At 47.0% G+C, this 18,038-nt stretch carries 16 protein-coding genes; 6 read left to right on the top strand and 10 right to left on the bottom strand.

Annotated features, from left to right (window positions below; translation table 11 throughout):
• Positions 1–375 precede the first annotated feature (375 nt).
• The 3 genes from C170_RS02990 to C170_RS02980 form a co-directional block, all read right to left on the bottom strand.
• Positions 376–2,523, bottom strand: coding sequence for an alpha/beta hydrolase family protein (locus C170_RS02990; protein ID WP_036606181.1), 2,148 nt, complete (start codon positions 2,521–2,523; stop codon positions 376–378).
• A 261-nt stretch (positions 2,524–2,784) separates the two neighbouring features.
• Entirely contained in the window at positions 2,785–4,554 is a 1,770-nt protein-coding gene (gene dhaK, locus C170_RS30340) for a dihydroxyacetone kinase subunit DhaK (RefSeq protein WP_036606180.1), read from the bottom strand.
• Positions 4,554–5,696: a glycerol dehydrogenase gene (locus C170_RS02980; protein WP_036606179.1), complete on the bottom strand. Its 1,143-nt coding sequence runs from the start codon at positions 5,694–5,696 to the stop codon at positions 4,554–4,556. Before C170_RS02980 ends, dhaK begins: the two co-directional genes overlap by 1 nt.
• A gap of 305 nt (positions 5,697–6,001) precedes the next feature.
• On the opposite strand from C170_RS02980, the gene C170_RS02975 reads away from it, so the two are divergent.
• Both C170_RS02975 and C170_RS02970 read left to right on the top strand, forming a co-directional pair.
• Complete coding sequence (locus C170_RS02975) at positions 6,002–7,036, top strand: PocR ligand-binding domain-containing protein (protein ID WP_036606178.1); 1,035 nt, start codon at positions 6,002–6,004, stop codon at positions 7,034–7,036.
• A gap of 105 nt (positions 7,037–7,141) precedes the next feature.
• The gene (locus C170_RS02970; protein WP_036606177.1) at positions 7,142–8,131 is read left to right on the top strand and encodes an aldo/keto reductase family protein; all 990 of its coding nucleotides are present in this window, start codon (positions 7,142–7,144) and stop codon (positions 8,129–8,131) included.
• On the opposite strand, the gene C170_RS02965 is transcribed toward C170_RS02970, so the two are convergent.
• From C170_RS02965 to C170_RS02950, 4 genes are all read right to left on the bottom strand, one after another.
• Complete coding sequence (locus C170_RS02965) at positions 8,128–9,006, bottom strand: LysR substrate-binding domain-containing protein (RefSeq protein ID WP_036606496.1); 879 nt, start codon at positions 9,004–9,006, stop codon at positions 8,128–8,130. The genes C170_RS02970 and C170_RS02965 overlap by 4 nt on opposite strands.
• 31 nt (positions 9,007–9,037) lie before the next feature.
• A complete protein-coding gene (locus tag C170_RS02960; protein ID WP_036606176.1) occupies positions 9,038–9,508 on the bottom strand; it encodes an SMI1/KNR4 family protein in 471 nt (156 codons plus the stop codon).
• Between the two features lie 113 nt (positions 9,509–9,621).
• Positions 9,622–10,722, bottom strand: a complete 1,101-nt coding sequence (locus tag C170_RS02955; protein WP_036606175.1) for a threonine aldolase family protein — start codon at positions 10,720–10,722, stop codon at positions 9,622–9,624.
• Between the two features lie 53 nt (positions 10,723–10,775).
• A complete protein-coding gene (locus tag C170_RS02950) occupies positions 10,776–11,636 on the bottom strand; it encodes a LysR family transcriptional regulator (protein WP_036606174.1) in 861 nt (286 codons plus the stop codon).
• A 181-nt stretch (positions 11,637–11,817) separates the two neighbouring features.
• Between C170_RS02950 and C170_RS02945 the strand changes: the two genes are divergently transcribed.
• The 4 genes from C170_RS02945 (at position 11,818) to C170_RS02925 (ending at position 14,542) form a co-directional block, all read left to right on the top strand.
• Positions 11,818–12,807: a quinone oxidoreductase family protein gene (locus C170_RS02945; RefSeq protein ID WP_036606173.1), complete on the top strand. Its 990-nt coding sequence runs from the start codon at positions 11,818–11,820 to the stop codon at positions 12,805–12,807.
• A gap of 394 nt (positions 12,808–13,201) precedes the next feature.
• Positions 13,202–13,420, top strand: a complete 219-nt coding sequence (locus C170_RS02935; RefSeq protein WP_081745826.1) for a bacteriocin immunity protein — start codon at positions 13,202–13,204, stop codon at positions 13,418–13,420.
• Between the two features lie 36 nt (positions 13,421–13,456).
• Positions 13,457–13,678 carry a hypothetical protein gene (locus tag C170_RS02930; protein ID WP_155985012.1) on the top strand — a complete coding sequence of 74 codons (222 nt, stop codon included), beginning with the start codon at positions 13,457–13,459 and terminating at the stop codon, positions 13,676–13,678.
• Positions 13,679–13,753: 75 nt separating this feature from the next.
• Positions 13,754–14,542: a formate/nitrite transporter family protein gene (locus tag C170_RS02925; RefSeq protein WP_036606169.1), complete on the top strand. Its 789-nt coding sequence runs from the start codon at positions 13,754–13,756 to the stop codon at positions 14,540–14,542.
• Between the two features lie 264 nt (positions 14,543–14,806).
• On the opposite strand, the gene C170_RS02920 is transcribed toward C170_RS02925, so the two are convergent.
• The 3 genes from C170_RS02920 to C170_RS02910 form a co-directional block, all read right to left on the bottom strand.
• Complete coding sequence (locus tag C170_RS02920; RefSeq protein ID WP_036606168.1) at positions 14,807–15,793, bottom strand: WXG100 family type VII secretion target; 987 nt, start codon at positions 15,791–15,793, stop codon at positions 14,807–14,809.
• A 46-nt stretch (positions 15,794–15,839) separates the two neighbouring features.
• Positions 15,840–16,304: an acetyltransferase gene (locus C170_RS02915; RefSeq protein WP_036606167.1), complete on the bottom strand. Its 465-nt coding sequence runs from the start codon at positions 16,302–16,304 to the stop codon at positions 15,840–15,842.
• Positions 16,305–16,458: 154 nt separating this feature from the next.
• A complete protein-coding gene (locus tag C170_RS02910) occupies positions 16,459–18,030 on the bottom strand; it encodes a glycoside hydrolase family 30 protein (protein ID WP_036606166.1) in 1,572 nt (523 codons plus the stop codon).
• Positions 18,031–18,038 lie beyond the last annotated feature (8 nt).

The raw sequence follows: 18,038 nt of genomic DNA, 5'->3' as shown, positions 1-18,038 counted from the left end.
TTAAGGCACACAAGATCGCTCCTCCATATCAAAAAGACCGCTCTGTAAGCCAAGCTACAGAGCGGTCCCCTTACTTATATCCACGTTTAATGTAACGTTGGATATGGTTTGAGCTATGATTACACCGGAACGGAGATTGCAGACATATTACTTATTATAGACACAAGGGCGAAGCAGACAGAAAGGACCTGAAGAAGCGAAGCGTGCTCCTTTATCACCAGATTTCTAGCTTCAGGGGAAAAATCATTAAAATCCGGGGATAAGAGAGATCGAAAGGTTTTCTGTCTGTGTAGTTCCTGAGTGTCAAATCAAGTATGGTCTGCAATCAGAGTGGTCAAGTGTAATCCTAGGTGCATTCCATGTCTTTTTTTTACATTAAACCAAATTCCAGAACAGGGCGGTATTCGCCACCGTAACCATGGTGAACAATAATGTGTTCACAAATGCGGCGAGCCATACGTTATTCGTTTTTTCAAACAATTTGCGTGCATACACAGCAGCGATGATGAGACAAGGCACCAGTGCAAAGAGCAGAATGCCATTCAATGCCTGACCTGGATACAACGCCACACCTGTCATAAAGTCTTTGCCGTATTGCACCAGCAACCACAGCACCAACCCGCCAACATTCAGGACCATGGCCAGGAACATGCCCCCACGTTTGCCACGTGTATTAGCATTGAGAGCAACCGCGCTGACAAAGTAATATATCAGGAAGAACGGTGTATACCGTAAGGCGGTAATGAAGTGTTCACTCTCGAACGTACGGACCGCAAACGTCCAGATCCGGAAATCTGTTCCGAAAATCGCCTGTACTACGAATAACAATGCGTACCCAATGACTACTGCGAGTACTGCGGTTACCAAGCTGGCAATTATCGCAACAGGGTTCAGGCTGATCCCATAATCGCTGAAGCGGGTTCCTGCATCCTTTTTGGAAAAATAGTGGAATGCAAAGGTCACCAGAATCATAATTAACGCCGACACCAGCGCCCAGTAGACAATCTGGTTCGTAGTCGGTTCATTGAAGTAAGAACTTGTAACCACAATCTTATCTGCATAGTTGAAGATGATCCACATCACCAGAGATACGATAGCCAGAATTACGCTGCCTACCGCAATATTTTTCATCCGGCGGCTTGATGTATAATCGTTCTTCTTGCTTCCAGCCATCACGAACCCAATAATGGCCCCAAGCACACTCACGGCGAGTACAATAAGAGCGATGATGCGAAGCACATTCAATCCATTCGCCTCTTTATCCATTAAGGTTGGGAATAGAATCGCTGGAATCAGGGTGCTGAATGCGATAGCGAGCCAATAGATTATTTTTTGTTTTCCATTGACCGCTGCGGACACGGTTGCAATCTCACCTGTTGCCGCGTTACGCAAGAACGGAAGTCTGAGCAGCAACGTAATCAGCGGAACGATCATCAGGAAGAACCCAATCAGAGCGACAAAATTAAAGGCTTCCTTAGCCCACCAGATCTGATTGCCAGAATCCAGATTCACATTTGTCTGGTTCGGCGACGTTACACCATTGAAGGCATGGGCATAAAAGTCGATCAGATGCTCGGTTGTTGTACGCGAGAAATGGTTCCATGGGTGAGTCTGATTAGGCGTAAACAAAATATGCTCACCCGTTTGGGAAGGACGTACCACTTTTCCGTCTACGGTCAGATCGCCGGATGGTACTTTGGTAAATGTATCGGTCGTGCCTCTTGGCGCATCAGGTGCAAGGCCAAGGAAGGCTTTACCCGAAGCCGTTGCTGCAAAATCCTTGCGAGTCACCGTACCTTGTACTTCTTTCTCTGCGGCTGTTTTCTCTTCATCCGATTTGTTGAAGAAAAACTCGTCATATTTCCCCGCGACCATGCCCACCGTCCGACTGCCAAATGCAGCCTGAAGCTGATCCTGTGGCGCAACCGCCGCAGCGTAAGAGTAATCCGCACCTGCTGAGATGCCTGTGTAGATCATACGGTATCCTGTTTGAAGGGAACTCATCTCGTCCATGTACATTGACAACAGCGTTGAGAACCCACCCATGGAGTGACCGCTGACTGCCACGTAGGCATTGCCTTTCTCATCTTTCTTGGTGAAGTCCTGCTCATAAATATATTTGGCTGCATCAAACTGCGAGTATATCCAGAACGTTCCGAACAGATCCTTTACCGGAATATCTGCACTCCAGCGGGAATCCCCGTGGTCATACATGTCCAGTGCAAGCACAATATAGCCGCGTCGGGACATCTCAATAGCAGGTGCATCCTGCATTTCTTTCGTATTCAGATATCCATGTGTTGTAATAATGACCGGACGTTTATCATCCGCACCTGCCCCTTTAGGCATGTAGAGCAGACCCGATAGCGTGCCATGATCGGCTTGGAATTTGATCTCTTTGACCTTAACGGAATAAAAGGAAGAGTTGAACATTCCAGCAAACAAGCTGCCGAAAATGACCAAAATGAGTGATAAAACCAACAACCCCTGCGGTTTTTTTAAGAATGATGTGACTGTTCTCATAAAGGTCCCCTTAATAAATATAAAATACTAGATAAATGAATGAATAATAGTGCATTGTAGATACGTCCAAAGAGCTATTCAAATTAGATGTAAATGATAACATGTAAAAATTGACTTAGTATGGCCTAAAAAAGGCACACATAACGGCGCCGGACGTCCGGCGCCATTACCTGTGTCACTTGCTGCATAGTAGCTTAACATTTGCTGACTCAATCTCTATACCTGTCTGATGAATGACGCTGGGCAAACCCGTGACCAATCTTATTTCATCGACTCAGATAATTCTGTGAAAATAACACCCAGCGCATACGCACCAGCATCCGGGTAGCCCAGACTACGATCGCCGACGGCACCTGCACGTCCCATACGTGCCACGATGTCTTCCGTTTTCTTCGCACCTTCAACGGCTGCTGCTGCACCTTTGGCAAATGCTGTTTTGAAGTCATCGCCAGACTCCGCGCTTTGTGTCCAGGAATCGGCACACGGAACGAGTGCATCGATCAAGGTTTTATCACCTACAACGGCGCCACGTCCGAAGGAACGTTCTCCTGTAGACTGAATCCCTTGTACGGCTGCATGAATCATCTCAGCAAATTCAGCAACGTTTAATTGCTGTTTATCCCCTACTGCTTTGCCAGCCGCACGGAATGCCGAACCCCAGATTGGGCCGGATGCGCCGCCACAATATTCCATGATGACCAAGGAACATGCATCGAGGAATGATCCGATGTCTTTTTTATCTTCGTTAATGATGTGATTCCATTCGCGTTTCAACTGGCGGAAGCCTTTTGCCACACTCATACCGAAATCGCCATCACCGGCATGGGAATCCAGTTCACAGAATGGTACTTCATTCTTGATGATGATCTCGCCCATTTTATCGATCAGATAGACGACATTGTTCAGTGAAAATTGATTGCCTTTGATGACCGCAGCTGATGCATCCGTCTCCACTTCGTAAGATACGGGAGTATCTTCACCCACAACAGCTTCCAGCGCTTCGGAATACGCCACTTGTGCTGCTGGAGGGCCGGATACTTTAAATGCAGGTGTATCACTTTCCTTGAACAACAGCGTTTTTAGTTCATCATCCAGTTTCAGGATCGTAACCGACGCACCCGCCATATCGATACTTGTCATGTAGTTGCCTACAAACGTAGTAGCGACCTTCAGACCTGCATGTCCAGCAAGCTCACGCTGAACGGAATTGTTGAGCAGATACAGTTCTTGCAGTGGTGTTGCACCAAAACCATTCACGAGCACCGCAATCTCAGCGGATGCATCCTTATCCAGCTTCATGTCTGCGAGCAATGCTTCGACCATACGTCCTGCCAATTCATCAGCCGATACCAATTTCTCCCGGCGAATCCCTGGCTCACCATGAATCCCTACGCCGAATTCCATCTCATCTTCAGCAATTTCGAATGTAGGCGTGCCTTTGGCGGGCACCGTACAGGATGTGAATCCAAAACCAATACTGCGCACGTTCTGAGCTGCTTTCTCAGCAACGGATTTCACATCAGCCAGACTGCGGCCTTCTTCGGCTGCTGCTCCGGCGATCTTGTGAACCAGTACAGTTCCGGCAACGCCGCGACGCCCAACGGTATACAAACTGTCTTGTACAGCGATGTCATCCTCAACACGTACATACTGTACGTTGATGCCATCTTCTTCAGCCAGATGTGCTGCATTCTTGAAATTCATCATGTCGCCGCTGTAGTTCTTGATGATCAAGAGTGTACCCTTGTTGCTGGCTGTTGCCTTGATCGCTTGATACACCTGGATTTGGGAAGGAGATGCGAATACATCTCCACACACCGCTGCATCCAGCATGCCTTTACCCACATAACCAGCGTGAGCCGGTTCATGTCCGCTGCCTCCGCCACTGATCAGGCTGACTTTATCGGCCTGAATCTCTCTGCGTTTGATGACTTTATATTTTTTCAGAAATTCAAGCTCCGGGTGTGCAAGCGCAATCCCGTTGCACATTTCCATAACAACATGTTCGGCCTGGTTAATAATTTTCTTCATTATTTTACCTCCCGGCGAGCTGATTTGTACTCACGGCCCATGCGGTCAGCCGCTGCAATGGCAGCAGCTACTTCAGGAACGGTGATTGGGAACGGCATGGCGTGAATGGATTCTTCCGGAATACAAGCGATCTCTGCCACTTTCAACAGTTCTTCCTGACTAATCGTATCTACACCGATATCCGCCAAGCTGATCGGCAGTCCCACTTCGAGACAGAAGTCCATGACTTCATGCAGCTCTTCAGTTGGTGCATTTTCAAGGACGAGCTGTGCGATTGTACCGAAGGATACTTTTTCACCATGGAAGAAATGATGTGTGCCTTCCAGAACAGTCAAACCGTTGTGAATTGCATGTGCTGCGGCCAGTCCGCCACTTTCGAATCCAAGACCAGATAACAGAATGTTGGTCTCAACGATATTTTCCAGCGCTTGTGTCACAACGTTGCTGTCACTCGCTACTTTTGCTTTTGCACCATCAGTCAGCAGCATTTCATAACACAATTTTGCCAGTGCAAGCGCCGCATTGGTACCCACAGCAGAAGGTGTATATCCTTCGCGGGAACCCATTGGCAGACTTGCGTTTACACGGGAATAAGATTTCGCTGTTGCTCTTGCTTCGAAGTATGTAGAGAGCGCATCTCCCATACCGGATACGAGGAAACGGGTTGGTGCATTAGCAATTACCGTTGTATCAACGAGTACCACACTTGGGCTTTGTTTGAAGTAAGCATAGTCATCAAAAGAACCATCCGGTGTGTACAATACAGCGGAGTGACTTGTCGGTGCGTCTGTTGCCGCAATCGTTGGGCAGATGATCAGTGCTTCGCCTTCAGCTACACATTTAGCCGCATCAATGGCTTTACCACCACCAAGACCGATGGTAGAGTCACATCCTTTTTCCTTCGCGATCGCTTGCAGACGAGCAACTTCCTCACGGGAACATTCCCCTTTAAAACCGCTTTCAACAAACGTAATATTAAATTTCTCGGCTGTTGCATCCAGCTTAGCTTTGACACGCTGTACATCATCGGGATGTGCAATCAGCAAAGCAGATTCTCCGAAGGATTTAACAAAGTACCCCAGGTTCAACAACTCGTCTTCGCCTTGTACATATTTAGTTGGGCTGATAAATGCTTTTCTCATAATATTATATGCCTCCTAAGGATATGAAATAGTGTAGTGATTACATCAAATTTTAATTTCTTACAATTGACCTTAATATAACGCATGAGCAACAGGTTTGCAGTGGACTTTGATAACAAATTATTATAATTTACAATCGTATTTTTTTGCTTTTTGGCACAATCATGGTATCTTATTGTCATGAGATGGTTGAATTTTGACCTCCCATTATACATTACCCGTCATCATTACATCTTAATATGTACAACTTGCTAACTTTTAACGGCCTAAATTATGAATCTGGTTAGCCTATGGAGGTTGCACCAATGATCAAAGAATATCTGCATATCAATAAAATTCTGGACCTTAATAAATGGAAGCGTCTACAAGATTCTCTCGCAACAGTAACCAAACTGGCGATCCTCACCGTTGATTATAAAGGCATTCCCGTAACCAGTCACAGTAGCTGTCAGGCTTTCTGCCAGAATGTCCGTAAAGACCCGGAGCTTCTCCCCTACTGTCAAAAATGTGATTCACGCGGTGGTCTGGAAGCGGTCCGATTGAATGAACCTTATGTGTATTTATGCCATTTCAATATTATAGATATCGCGATTCCGATCACGATTGATGGCAAATATATCGGCGCCGTCATGGCAGGACAAGTAAAACTCGCCGATCCTGAAAAGGGTAGCGACTTGGAGCAAATTGTCACGTCCAAAAACGTACCCATGCATGCAGCCAAGCTGGAGGAATTAAAGGATGATTACGCCCAGCTACCTGTGATGACCTATGAAGAGATTGTGAAAATCTCTAACATGTTATCCCTGCTCTGCAACTACATTGTGGAAGAAGCGCTAAACAAAAATCTGTTAGTTGAAATGTTCGAAAAAGCTTCAGGCAATCAGGAGACTCTAAACCTCTCCACCATTCTGCCGGGTTACTCCATTCGTAATATCGAGTCGATCAAAAAAGAGATGACCAATGCGATAGCGGATGCTTATCTGAAGAACAGCCCAAGTGATACGGAAAGCTCCAGCCCGGTGCTTCAGCCTGCTTTTGAATACATTCACAGTCACAAGAGTGAGCAGGTTTCACTCAAACAAATGGCCGATCTATGCCACCTGAGTCCGAGTTATTTCAGCAGACTGTTTGCCAAGGAAACGGGCGAGAACTTCACCACCTATCTGGCAAAACTCAAGATAAAGTGGGCCAAGCAATTGCTGGAGGTCACCGACATGCCTGTCTCACAGATCAGTGATGAGCTGGGATTTAATGAATCGGGATATTTTATCAAAATATTCAAAAAGTTCGAGGAAATTACGCCTGCTCTCTATCGCAAATACCTCCAAGAGAAAATGTAGATTCACTGATACTTTTTTCGTATCAAAGATGAGGTTAAAAGATATTTCACCTATTAATCTGCCATTGTTACAATGGAGTCCAGATGACTTAGGGAGGCGACATGAATGGAATATCGCAAATTAGGAAACAGTGGATTAACCGTCAGTGAGATTTCACTCGGCAACTGGATTACGCATGGAGCGCAAGTCGAGGATGGAATAGCAGAAGCTTGTGTGCGAACCGCATTGGATGCAGGTATTACCACATTTGATACCGCAGATGTGTACTCCAATACCAAGGCAGAATCCGTGTTAGGACAGGCTCTTAAGGATGTACGAAGAGAAAGTATTGAACTATGCACCAAAGTCTGTCACCCAACCGGCACAGGTCATAATGACCGCGGACTTTCACGTAAACACATCATGGAAGCCTGCAATGGTTCATTACGGCGGTTACAGACGGATTATATCGATGTCTATTACGCTCACCGTTATGATTACAACACTCCGCTGGAAGAGACGTTTCTGGCATTCTCCGATTTGGTGCGTCAGGGCAAAGTCCATTACATTGGCGTAAGTGAATGGAACGCAGATCAGATTGCAAGAGGAGCCGCTTTGGCGCGGGAACTTCATGTCCCCTTCATTGCAAGTCAGCCGCAATATTCAATGTTATGGCGTGTGATTGAGCAAGAAGTGGTGCCTGCAAGCGACCAAGCAGGACTTGGACAGATTACATGGTCTCCTCTGGCTCAGGGTATACTATCAGGAAAATATGCGCCTAACGCAGCATTGCCCACCGGATCACGTGCAGCTGCTGAGGCAGGAGCACCCTTTTTCAATAAACTGGCTGGTCAGTGGTTACGTGAAGATGTTCTTACCGCTGTACAACAGCTTGTTCCACTCGCTAAAGAGATTGGTCTAACGCTCCCCCAACTCGCTGTGGCGTGGGTTCTTCAGCATACGTATGTTAGTTCCGTCATTATCGGTGCATCCCGGCCGGAGCAGGTATTGGAAAATGTAAAAGCTTCTGGTGTGAAACTGGACTCTGCGATCATGTCTCGTATTGATGAAATATTGAATCCATGGATTGAGCGTGATCCAACCAAGACGGGTTAAACACATTCATCAACAATGCCCATAAAGCGGGACACTACTTCCTGATTCATATCCGTCCGCCATGCCGTGTACAACGGTACGGAGGGCGGATTTTCTTGTAATGGAAGAAAGACTACTCCCTTTCGCTGGAACACATCCACCGATGAAGGAACAATAGAAATGCCCATGCCTGCCGCAACGAGATTCACAATCGTATACATCTGGATCGCTTCCTGTGTAATTCGAGGATCTACGCCATGCTCCCTGCAATAATCCAGAACGAGACGATGGAACGGAGAACCCAGATGCCTTGGGAATAAAATAAAATCTTCATCCGCCAGTTCTCGAATTGAAACTTGAGTCTGAGAAGCCTTCGGGTGATGATCTGGCAATACAGCAATCAACGTTTCCATCTGGCAGGAGCGGAACGAGACATGACGAGTATCTTCCTGATATCTCAAAAATCCAATATGCATCTGTCCGTCTTCCAGTGCCTTCAATTGTTGGGATGAAGTCATCTCACGCAGCGTCAATTCAATCTGAGGATACGCAGCGCGAAATTTCCTAAGAACATCCACCATAATGCTCCCCGAAGCCGAATCCACAAAGGCTATGGTTATATGCCCGATGATACCCTGATCTGCCTTTTGTGTAAGCTGAATGGATCGATCAAGTTGGGCCATGATCAGTCTGGCCTGTTCCAGAAATACGGCACCTGCCGGGGTGAGACGAACCATTTTTCTGGTGCGCTCCAACAGCTTCACGCCAAGCTCATCCTCTAAATTCTGAATCTGCTGGCTCAGCGGTGGTTGCGTCATATTTAATTTTTCCGCTGCACGGTGAAAATGAAGTTCTTCTGCCACGGTGATAAAGTATCTTAACTTCCGAATATCCATAAGCCAATTGCGCATCCTTCCGTCTACCTTGTTAATTCATCTGTTCCTGAACCCAGATTGCCGACTCAGCCAGCATCGTCATCAATTCATTAAAGTCCACAGCAATCTCCCGCAGAGGAGTTTCCCCTGCATCGTGGATCAACATCAGCACCTTGCCTGAATTTTGATCCAGTATAGCCGTACTTCCTTCACCAAATCCACCAATCGGGAAAGGCTGGAGGTCAGCTGGCAGCTCGTATTCTTTCTCATATTCACGGTATACTTCCAAAAAATCCGGATAAGCCCAGCTCAGTTCTTTCACCGAATACAAGGCAGGGTCGCCGAAATTACATGCACCGAATTCAAGCAAAAGTGCGCGATATGCTGCGGGCAGTTTTGCATTATGCTTTTGTTCAAAATCCTCAATGCTCTGTTGCGTTTCAGGAGTACACCCTTCTCCCATTGTTGTATCGTAAGCCTTCACCAAAAGATCACGAATCGGTTCCAATTCTATTGACGTCACTTGAACTCCCCCTTAAGGTACTTTTCTCCACTGATCAGCCGTTGTGAATTCAATAGTTATCCTTGAAGCGCAACACCTTACCCAAACAAGAGTCGAGCATTAAAATCAACTTCTTATCTCACCTGTTTACGCAACTCTTGATCCAGCCATTCCAGTGCTGCACGCAGCTTGTCCTGAGGAACTTTCTCATAACGATCACCCGTAGACAATTCAAAGGCACAGCTGTTCCCACTTGTTTTGTTCAGATATGAAGTCATTCCTATGCCATACTGCTGAGCCATTTGCACGAGAATTGGTTCAACTTCGGCAGCAGCGAGCGCAAAGTGCACATGGAACATATTGGATACCGGCACCTCGGGTAAGGTTTGTATTCCGTGACACGCATTCAGTAAGAAGGCTAGTTCTTGAGCCTGCTCGTAATACAACTCCATTTTGCCAATCCGTTCATTGAAATAATACTGAGAACTCAGAATATACGGATACAGGCCGATCAGATCTCCGCCGTGCCGACGTTTCCATACTTTCGATTCTTGCATCACATCCGGATCACCCGCCAATATAGCCCCCGCAATACCTCCAATGCCTTTATAAAAGGATACATACACCGTATCAAACAAACTGCAAATCTCCGCAGACGTTTTCTGATAATAGGGAGTAATCTCAAACAGGCGTGCCCCGTCCAGATGCAGCTTAATCCCGCGTTCACGGCAATAGGCCGAGATCGCTTCCAGTTCTTCATACGCCGGTAATTGCCCACCAATCTCGCGTTGCGGAAGTTCCAACAGCAGACAGGCAATGTCCTGATCAAGCGCTTGTACATCTTCCAAACGAATCAAACGATCCTTGTCCGCCAGTAAAATTGATTCAATCTGATGCAACTCTTTCAGTCCGTCTTCCTCATGGATTTCAAGATGACACAGAGGGTGGTAAGCTACTCGTTTTACACCTTTGCGGTCACACCAGATTCGTAATGCTATCTGTTGCGCCATCGTTCCACTTGGAAAAAATACCGCCGATTCCTTGCCAAGAACGTCAGCCATCTGTTGCTGAAATTCTTCAATGAGTGGGCCGTTCCCGTAGTGGTCACTGAACAACTCCCCATCGATCTGGTCCAGTACGTTCTGAAGTACCTTCACTTGGCGACTGCCATGACCACCTACAATAAAGTCTGCCTGATTAAATGCATCACCCAACGTTAACGCAGTTTCTTTCAAGATCACTCACTCCTTTATAGTGCATGTTCATAAACGGACTTTTGAACAACCTCTTATAGGTCTGGTTCTGTAATAATCTCAACCAAAGCGCTGAGCGCACTAGATATATGTTCACCACGGGGATACACAAATCCTACTTCCAACCGGCAATAAGGATCGGGCAAAGATAACACTGTAATCTCACCTCTTGATTCTGCTTTGGTAACCGAGGAACGTGGCAGCAATGATACACCAAGCCCGGCAGATACACCATTCAGAATGGTGTCCAGTGTTCCATATTCCATGATGTTAAGCGTGTGGATACCCTGATCGTTCAAAAAGGATTCCGCCTGAGTGCGATGAGTGCATCCGATCTCAAAAAACAACATCGGCCTGGACAATAACGTGTACATCTCATGTACTCCAGGTTCAGCGATCAACACCAATTCCTCGTCATACATCTTCATATAATTCAGCTCAGGATGATCAATCGGCCCATATATTAAGGCTCCATGCAATTCATGTTGGATAACCTTCTGGTTCAGTTCATGGGTCCCACCCGTGACAAGCGAATGCTGTACTTCCGGGTAGCATGAAGTATATTCAGCCAAGAGCGGCGTCAGAAAAGTAGAAGCTGCTGTCTCTATGGCACCCAGACGAAGCATGCCAGCTGGTGGGTTACCCACTTGCGTGGCCTGCTCTGCTTCATATAATAATTCTAATATTCTATCCGCATACCCAAGCAGGTTCTCGCCTGCTGGTGTAAGCGACATCCCCCGATTGGAACGATGAAATAGCGGTACTTGCAGTTGGGTCTCCAACTGTTTAATCCGTGCTGTTACATTGGACTGCACATAATTAAGTGAGAGCGCAGCTTTACTGATACTACCTTCGCGGGCAACCGCCTGAAATATTTTCAAATCACCTGCATCCATACTCTGATCACCTGCTCGTCGTTATATCGGCATTCTGCATCATCCGATTCATGCAAAGTGCTTATCTATTATTTTTAATGATACTGACAATCATTTTTGTTCATTTTACGTGAATCTGCTCCGTCTGTACAATGAGGCTCAGTAGTGAAATCTAGCTACACAGACAGGAGGAATATTGAACATGAAAGCTATTGTCCATTCGGCCCAGAGCGGCCTTGCAGGTCTTCAATATACAGAGTCAATCTCTCGGGCACCAGAAGCCGGGGAAGTGCAGATTCAATTAAAATCCGCTGGTATCAATCATCGGGATCTATTCATCATGGCAGGACGCGGCCCTCAGGACATCCCACTCGTTCCCGGTTCCGATGGAGCAGGTATTATCGTAGCGATTGGCGAAAGCGTAAGAGGGTTCGCGATAGGAGATGAAGTCATTATCCATCCTACACTCGGTTGGGAACATGCATCTGAAGTGCCCACCGTACCCGATATTGTTGGTGGCCCTATGGATGGAACACTGGCTCAATATATAACGTTGCCTGCTGAAAATGCCCTGCCTAAGCCAGCCCACCTATCCTGGGAGGAAGCAGGTGTGCTGTCCCTTTCAGCCCTGACGGCCTATCGCGCCTTATTCACTCGCGGTGTATTGAAGAAAGGTGAACATGTGCTCATTCCCGGTATTGGCGGTGGTGTAGCAACCTATGCCCTGCTCATGGCGGTTGCGGCAGGTGCCAAGGTGACCGTCACCTCCAGAAGTGAAGCCAAAAGAAATGAGGCACTGCGCTTGGGTGCTACCCATGCATTGGATAGTCATGCCGATTGGAGTACGCAGAACGATATGGAAGCTGTGGACATCATCTTGGATAGCATCGGACAAGCCATGTTCCCAAAATATTTTGATATAATCAGACCAGGTGGACGTATCGTGATGTATGGTGCAAGCTCGGGGGATGATCTGACTGTACCCATTCGCTCTATCTTCTTCCCGCAGATCAGTCTGATCGGCACCTCTATGGGCAGCCGTGAGGAGTTTATCCAGATGCTGCAATTCGTGGAGCAACATGACATACATCCTGTAATTGATGGCGTATATCCGTTGCAAGACGTAGCAAAAGCATTCGAACGCATGGAAAAAGGCGAGCAGTTTGGTAATCTGGCTATCCTTATGGAGTGACATCTATTTTGAGATGGGCCTTCATGAATTGTTGAAAATTGATTAACGATAATGGGGTGAATCCATCTGACCGGTCTCGCTAAACGTATACTAATTGTTCTTATTACTATTATCATTGTGGCCCAAATTCCTATGTTAAAAGAAACCTTAGCCCGAGGAGTTACTACGTTATATGTGAAGATAAAGTATCCCGAACATTCCTTTCAATTCCAAGACTTCATCTACGAGTCTCATTTCGGAAACTATATCATTTCTTATACTGATCAAGACGAACAACGCATTAGTCTGATGCTTGAGCCCAATTTTTTTCCGGCGCTCATTACGTATGATCCATTGAATCAACCCATGAAATGACTAATTTGTTCACGCTATGAATCATTCAGGAGGTATCGATATGGACAATAGATTACATTTGGTAGAATTGGTCCGCAAACTGATGGACTCTGAAGGAACGGAAGCCGAGTTGGATGACATGTTGACGGAGCTACAGCAGCAGGTACCACATGCGGAGATCAGTAATCTGATTTTCTGGGATGATCGAGACCTGACGCCTGAACAGATTGTGGAAGAAGCCTTGGCTTCCCGTCCAATCATTCTTCCACCCCAATCTTAATATTCTTCAGGAGATGAACGATAGGATATGTCTGACATGTCTGATATGAATCATAATAACAACAATGAACACCCTGATTTTAACGAAATCAGTGGTGAAGAAAACATATTAGTTAAAGGAGCGGCCTTTGCTATTCTTGTTGCACATCAACAAGTTAATGGTGCAGCATCCGCGCTAGAATCACTTCAATCCGATCCTGATTTTGGTTCTTCTGCAATGCGGGTACTGCAATTGAAACAAGGAAGTAATAATCAATAAACCAAGTTTACCCTCCCCAATTTCCATAATTTCGTTATAATGGTAAGCAAGACACCATGCTATTGGAGGAGAATTATGGAAACGGAAGCTTTACGCAACGTGGAACAACTAGCTCTGAAGAAACACAAGATTTACAAACAAAGTTTAATCAGGTACCTTGCACGCTCCATGCTGGCCAGTATGTTTATCGGATTCGGCGTCATCGTGGCGTTTAAGACAGGTAACTTCTTTTATATGGAGCAGTCCCCGTTTACCTATCCGATGGCGGCAATTACGTTTGGCGCGGCCATCATTCTGATCGCCTATGGCGGGGGTGACCTGTTCACGGGCAATACGTTTTATTACACGTATGCGGCGCTGCGCAAGAAACTGCGCTGGTTCGAAGTGATCAAACTGTGGATTGCGAGTTATAGCGGTAACCTGATGGGTGCAGCCGTGTTTGCCTTGTTAATCTACCTGACCGGATTGTTCGATTCGTCTCAGGTGAATGGTTTTCTGTTAAGCGTGGTAGAACACAAGATGGAAGTTCCAACCATGCAGCTCTTTTTCCGGGGAATCCTGTGTAACTGGCTTGTGTGTATGGCGTTCTTTGTTCCGATGTTCATGAAGGAGAATGGAGCCAAAATGTTTGCCATGATGCTCTTTGTGTTCTGCTTCTTCATCTCGGGATACGAGCACAGCATCGCCAATATGTGTACGTTCGCGATTGCACTGGTGCTGAACCATCCGGGGACGATCTCAATTGAAGGTGTGATCCACAACCTGGTTCCCGTGACTTTGGGTAATCTCGTGGGCGGTGTGTTGCTGATGGGCTTCATGTATTATGCGGTGAACAAACCGTTTCTGGATGAAGAGACGCATTAATCTCTGGCAAAAAAAGACTCCCTTCCGGCCCTGTCCTTCGACCTTGGCTAATCGGTAAGGAAAAACCAAAACACCCCGGCAACCTTCCCATCTCAGGGAGAAGGTTGCCGGGGTGTTTCTCTACGGGCAGGCTCACGGATAAGCCGCCTGCCCTCCACACGCATAGCCATGTGATACACAACCACATGGCTCCATGCGGTGGGTCGGCAAGCAGGCCGCAATCAGGTAGCCCTGTGTTGCCCGCTTGCCAACCCCCTCCGTGGCTTAGAAGTACTCCCGCCACGGAGTATATTCAATATCGTTGTCGCCGCGCGTGACCACGATCATATTCTCGATTTTACCCGTGTCCTTATTGGTACGGTAGATCATCGTACGTGTCTCGCCTTCTTCCGGCACAGAGAACAGGAACTTGTCCGCAACGAACGAAGAACCAAGTCCAGTGGCATGTTCTGTAAAGGCAGAGCCCGTCTTGCTTGTGAGCAGCAGACCAATCCCGTAGGCTGTAGCCGTTTGTGCTGCTTTGCCAAAGAGATGCTCGCCTTGACTGGTCGTGTGCGTTTGCTCCGAATACCTATATTTTTCCGTATCCTTGCTATAGTCCACCACATTGCCCTGTTTATCCAGACTGATGGTGGTCGTTTCGCCCTTGTCGCTTTTCACCTGATACGTACCTACGATGGAATCCTCGGTTATTTTTACCGTCTTGCCAGTATTGGGGTCAGTCTGATAGATTACATCTTCGTACTGAAGCCGAATGATGTTCATACTGGCCTGAATCTGCTGCGCCAGTTCTTCGTCACCCATCTCTTTGGCTTTCTTCAGCATTTCCTCATAGTTCTGGTATTTCTCGGCATCCTTCTCATCCCATTCATCCATGTTCTTTGGTGGACCTGGCGTTTTGTCCAGATCATCGCCTTTATTTTTGCCCATGGTTGATAGCGCCCGCGCTGCGGTCAGCGCCGTCATGATTGCCTGGCTCACCGCCTCTTCATCTGTCGTGCGGAAACGCTCGGCAATCTTCTTAAGCTCCGACTGAATGGACAGAACCAGTTCCAGAACAGATTTCATCGTGCCTTGAGCCGTTGAATAATCGTTATAAAAACGCTCACGCTCCATGCCATCCCAGTTGCTGCGCATGACACTCATCTTACCGTCCAATGTGGACATGAATCCCGATAATTGCTGATGTGCCTGAGCGAACTGCCCACTGACCGTCTCCAGTTGTTCCGGTGTCACCTTGATCTGTGTCATCCTGCACACTCCTCATCCTGGTCATTTATAACTCATGGTCTATCCATTACGACAATCTCTCGGCCTCTTCCTGTCTGATCTCCAGATGCAACAGCGGAAACGGATTACCGGAACTATCCAATTCGGAACGACCTGTCTGTACAAATCCCATCTTTTCATAGAATCGGGCTGCTCCAGTATTCTGCTCATTAACATCTACCTTGAGGTGACGGCCTTTGATTTTGAAGGCATGGTCTATTAGCAGACGTCCCAGACCCTGCCCGTGTTGGCTCGGATCTACAAACAGCATCTCGATAAAGTTATCATCCACACCAATAAAACCCACGGGTTGTTGCTTCGTATTGAGCACTTCCCAAACCTCGACTTGTCTTTGTTGCAACACATCACTCACCACTTTTTTGTAGAACTGAATGTGATGCTCTTCCAAAAACGTATGGGTTGCCCGAACAGCACTCTCCCAGATCTCGACCAACTTGTCATGATCCTGTTCCCGATATTCAACGACTAACATGTCCAACTTATGCTCCTTTTCTATTAAAAGTAAAAGGTTATGTAAAAGCCCGATCCTGGGATCGGACTTGTTTAATACATCAAATTTGAAATAACTCTACGTTTATTTTACCATGTCCATCATTCAATCTGTACCCATAATTTCCAATCTTGAGTCAACGTTCTACCTCCGTTTTTGGCTTCCAACGGAAGGTTGCTGCCGATTGGGAAGGCAGTATATATCGAAACGAATCTCCGCTCATGACTACATCAAAGGAAACTTCTGCCTCACCCGTGTTAGCTGCAACCAGCACCATCGTTCCATCCGGATTGCGGAAGGTTACGTTCTCGATCTTGCCCTGTTCTTGCGTGGAATCAACTCTCACAGCTCCCGGACGTACATAACGGCTGATGTGGCCTAACACATAATACTCGACATTTCTAGTGATTTCATCACTGTCCGGGTCAATCGTCACAACCCCACGACAGTTCTCACAGCCACCGTTCGTGGGTCCACCTTGCGGATCGAGTGCGATGTTCCAGAGCAGCACATTTTTTGCCCAGTTGCGAGGTGCACCAATGATGAGATTGGACATCTGCCAGCTCAGATTCTCGCCAAAATCAGGACTCCACTCCCCACCACTACATTCGGTAAAATAGATATTCTTGTCCGGGAAGCGCTCATGCACTTCCGACATGGCAGATGGATCACCTGCATAACAGTGGAAAGCAGATCCATCGATATAAGCAGCAGCCTGCTCATCACCAAGCACCTTGCTGGTATATTCAACCGCCTGATCCCAGTTATGATCATACGCGATGATTCGCGTACCCAGTCCCGCATCCTGTAGCGCAGGGCCTAGATAATCCCGTATGAACATCGCTTGTTCATCGGCACCCATACTCATACTCGGATATTTGTCCGAGGTGAACTCCGGTTCATTTTGCAACGTGATCCCGTAGATGGGAATGCCCTTTGTCTGATAAGCTTTGATATATTTCACAAAATATCTTGCGTACGCTTCGTACACCTGAGGATCGTTGTAATCCAGATACCAACCGTTAGTGGTCTTCTCCCCATACTTCATCCAGCCCGGGGCCGTCCACGGTGTGCCCAGTACGTTAAGATCCGGTTTCAAATCAGCTACACGCTCCAGCATGTTCACAACTTCCTGATCCTTTTCGATCGAAAAGGATTCCATGTCATAGTCCTTGCCAGACTCGATATCATCATAGGTATAACTCGAAGCCACACCTGTTTCATCTACCGAATAATCGGAGGCACCAATCGTATGACGCACCATATCCATGTTCAGCCCTTCTGTTGTAAACAGTTCCTTCAGCAGTTGCTCTTGTTGTTCCTCTGGGAGCTCGTTGATCAGATGTGCCGATGAACCCGTCATCGCTGCGCCAAAACCATCCATGGTCTGATACGTCTTGTCCGGGTCAATCTGTATGGTGAACGCCGACGAAGAAATGTCTGGCCCCTGCGTTGAAGAAACTGAAGAACTTGTGTCTGCATCATGGTGATCGGTAATTGGAATGGGCTTCTGTCGTGCAAGCAGATTTTGCTGATCTCCCGTGGTTAACCAGACTTCGGCCGTTCTCTGTTTGTCCACAACCGGTGGCGGAGCGGGTTGTTCACTTCGGTTGAAGATAAGCCAGATTCCTATACCGACAAAACAAACAGCAGCGATCAACAGGATCATCCATCGTTTGGGATATTCTCGCCAACCTATGTTTATCATGCTTCACT

This window comes from Paenibacillus sp. FSL H7-689 (assembly GCF_000517905.1).
GTDB classification, from domain to species: Bacteria; Bacillota; Bacilli; order Paenibacillales; family Paenibacillaceae; genus Paenibacillus; species Paenibacillus amylolyticus.
This window is presented reverse-complemented; position numbering and strand designations above follow the sequence as displayed.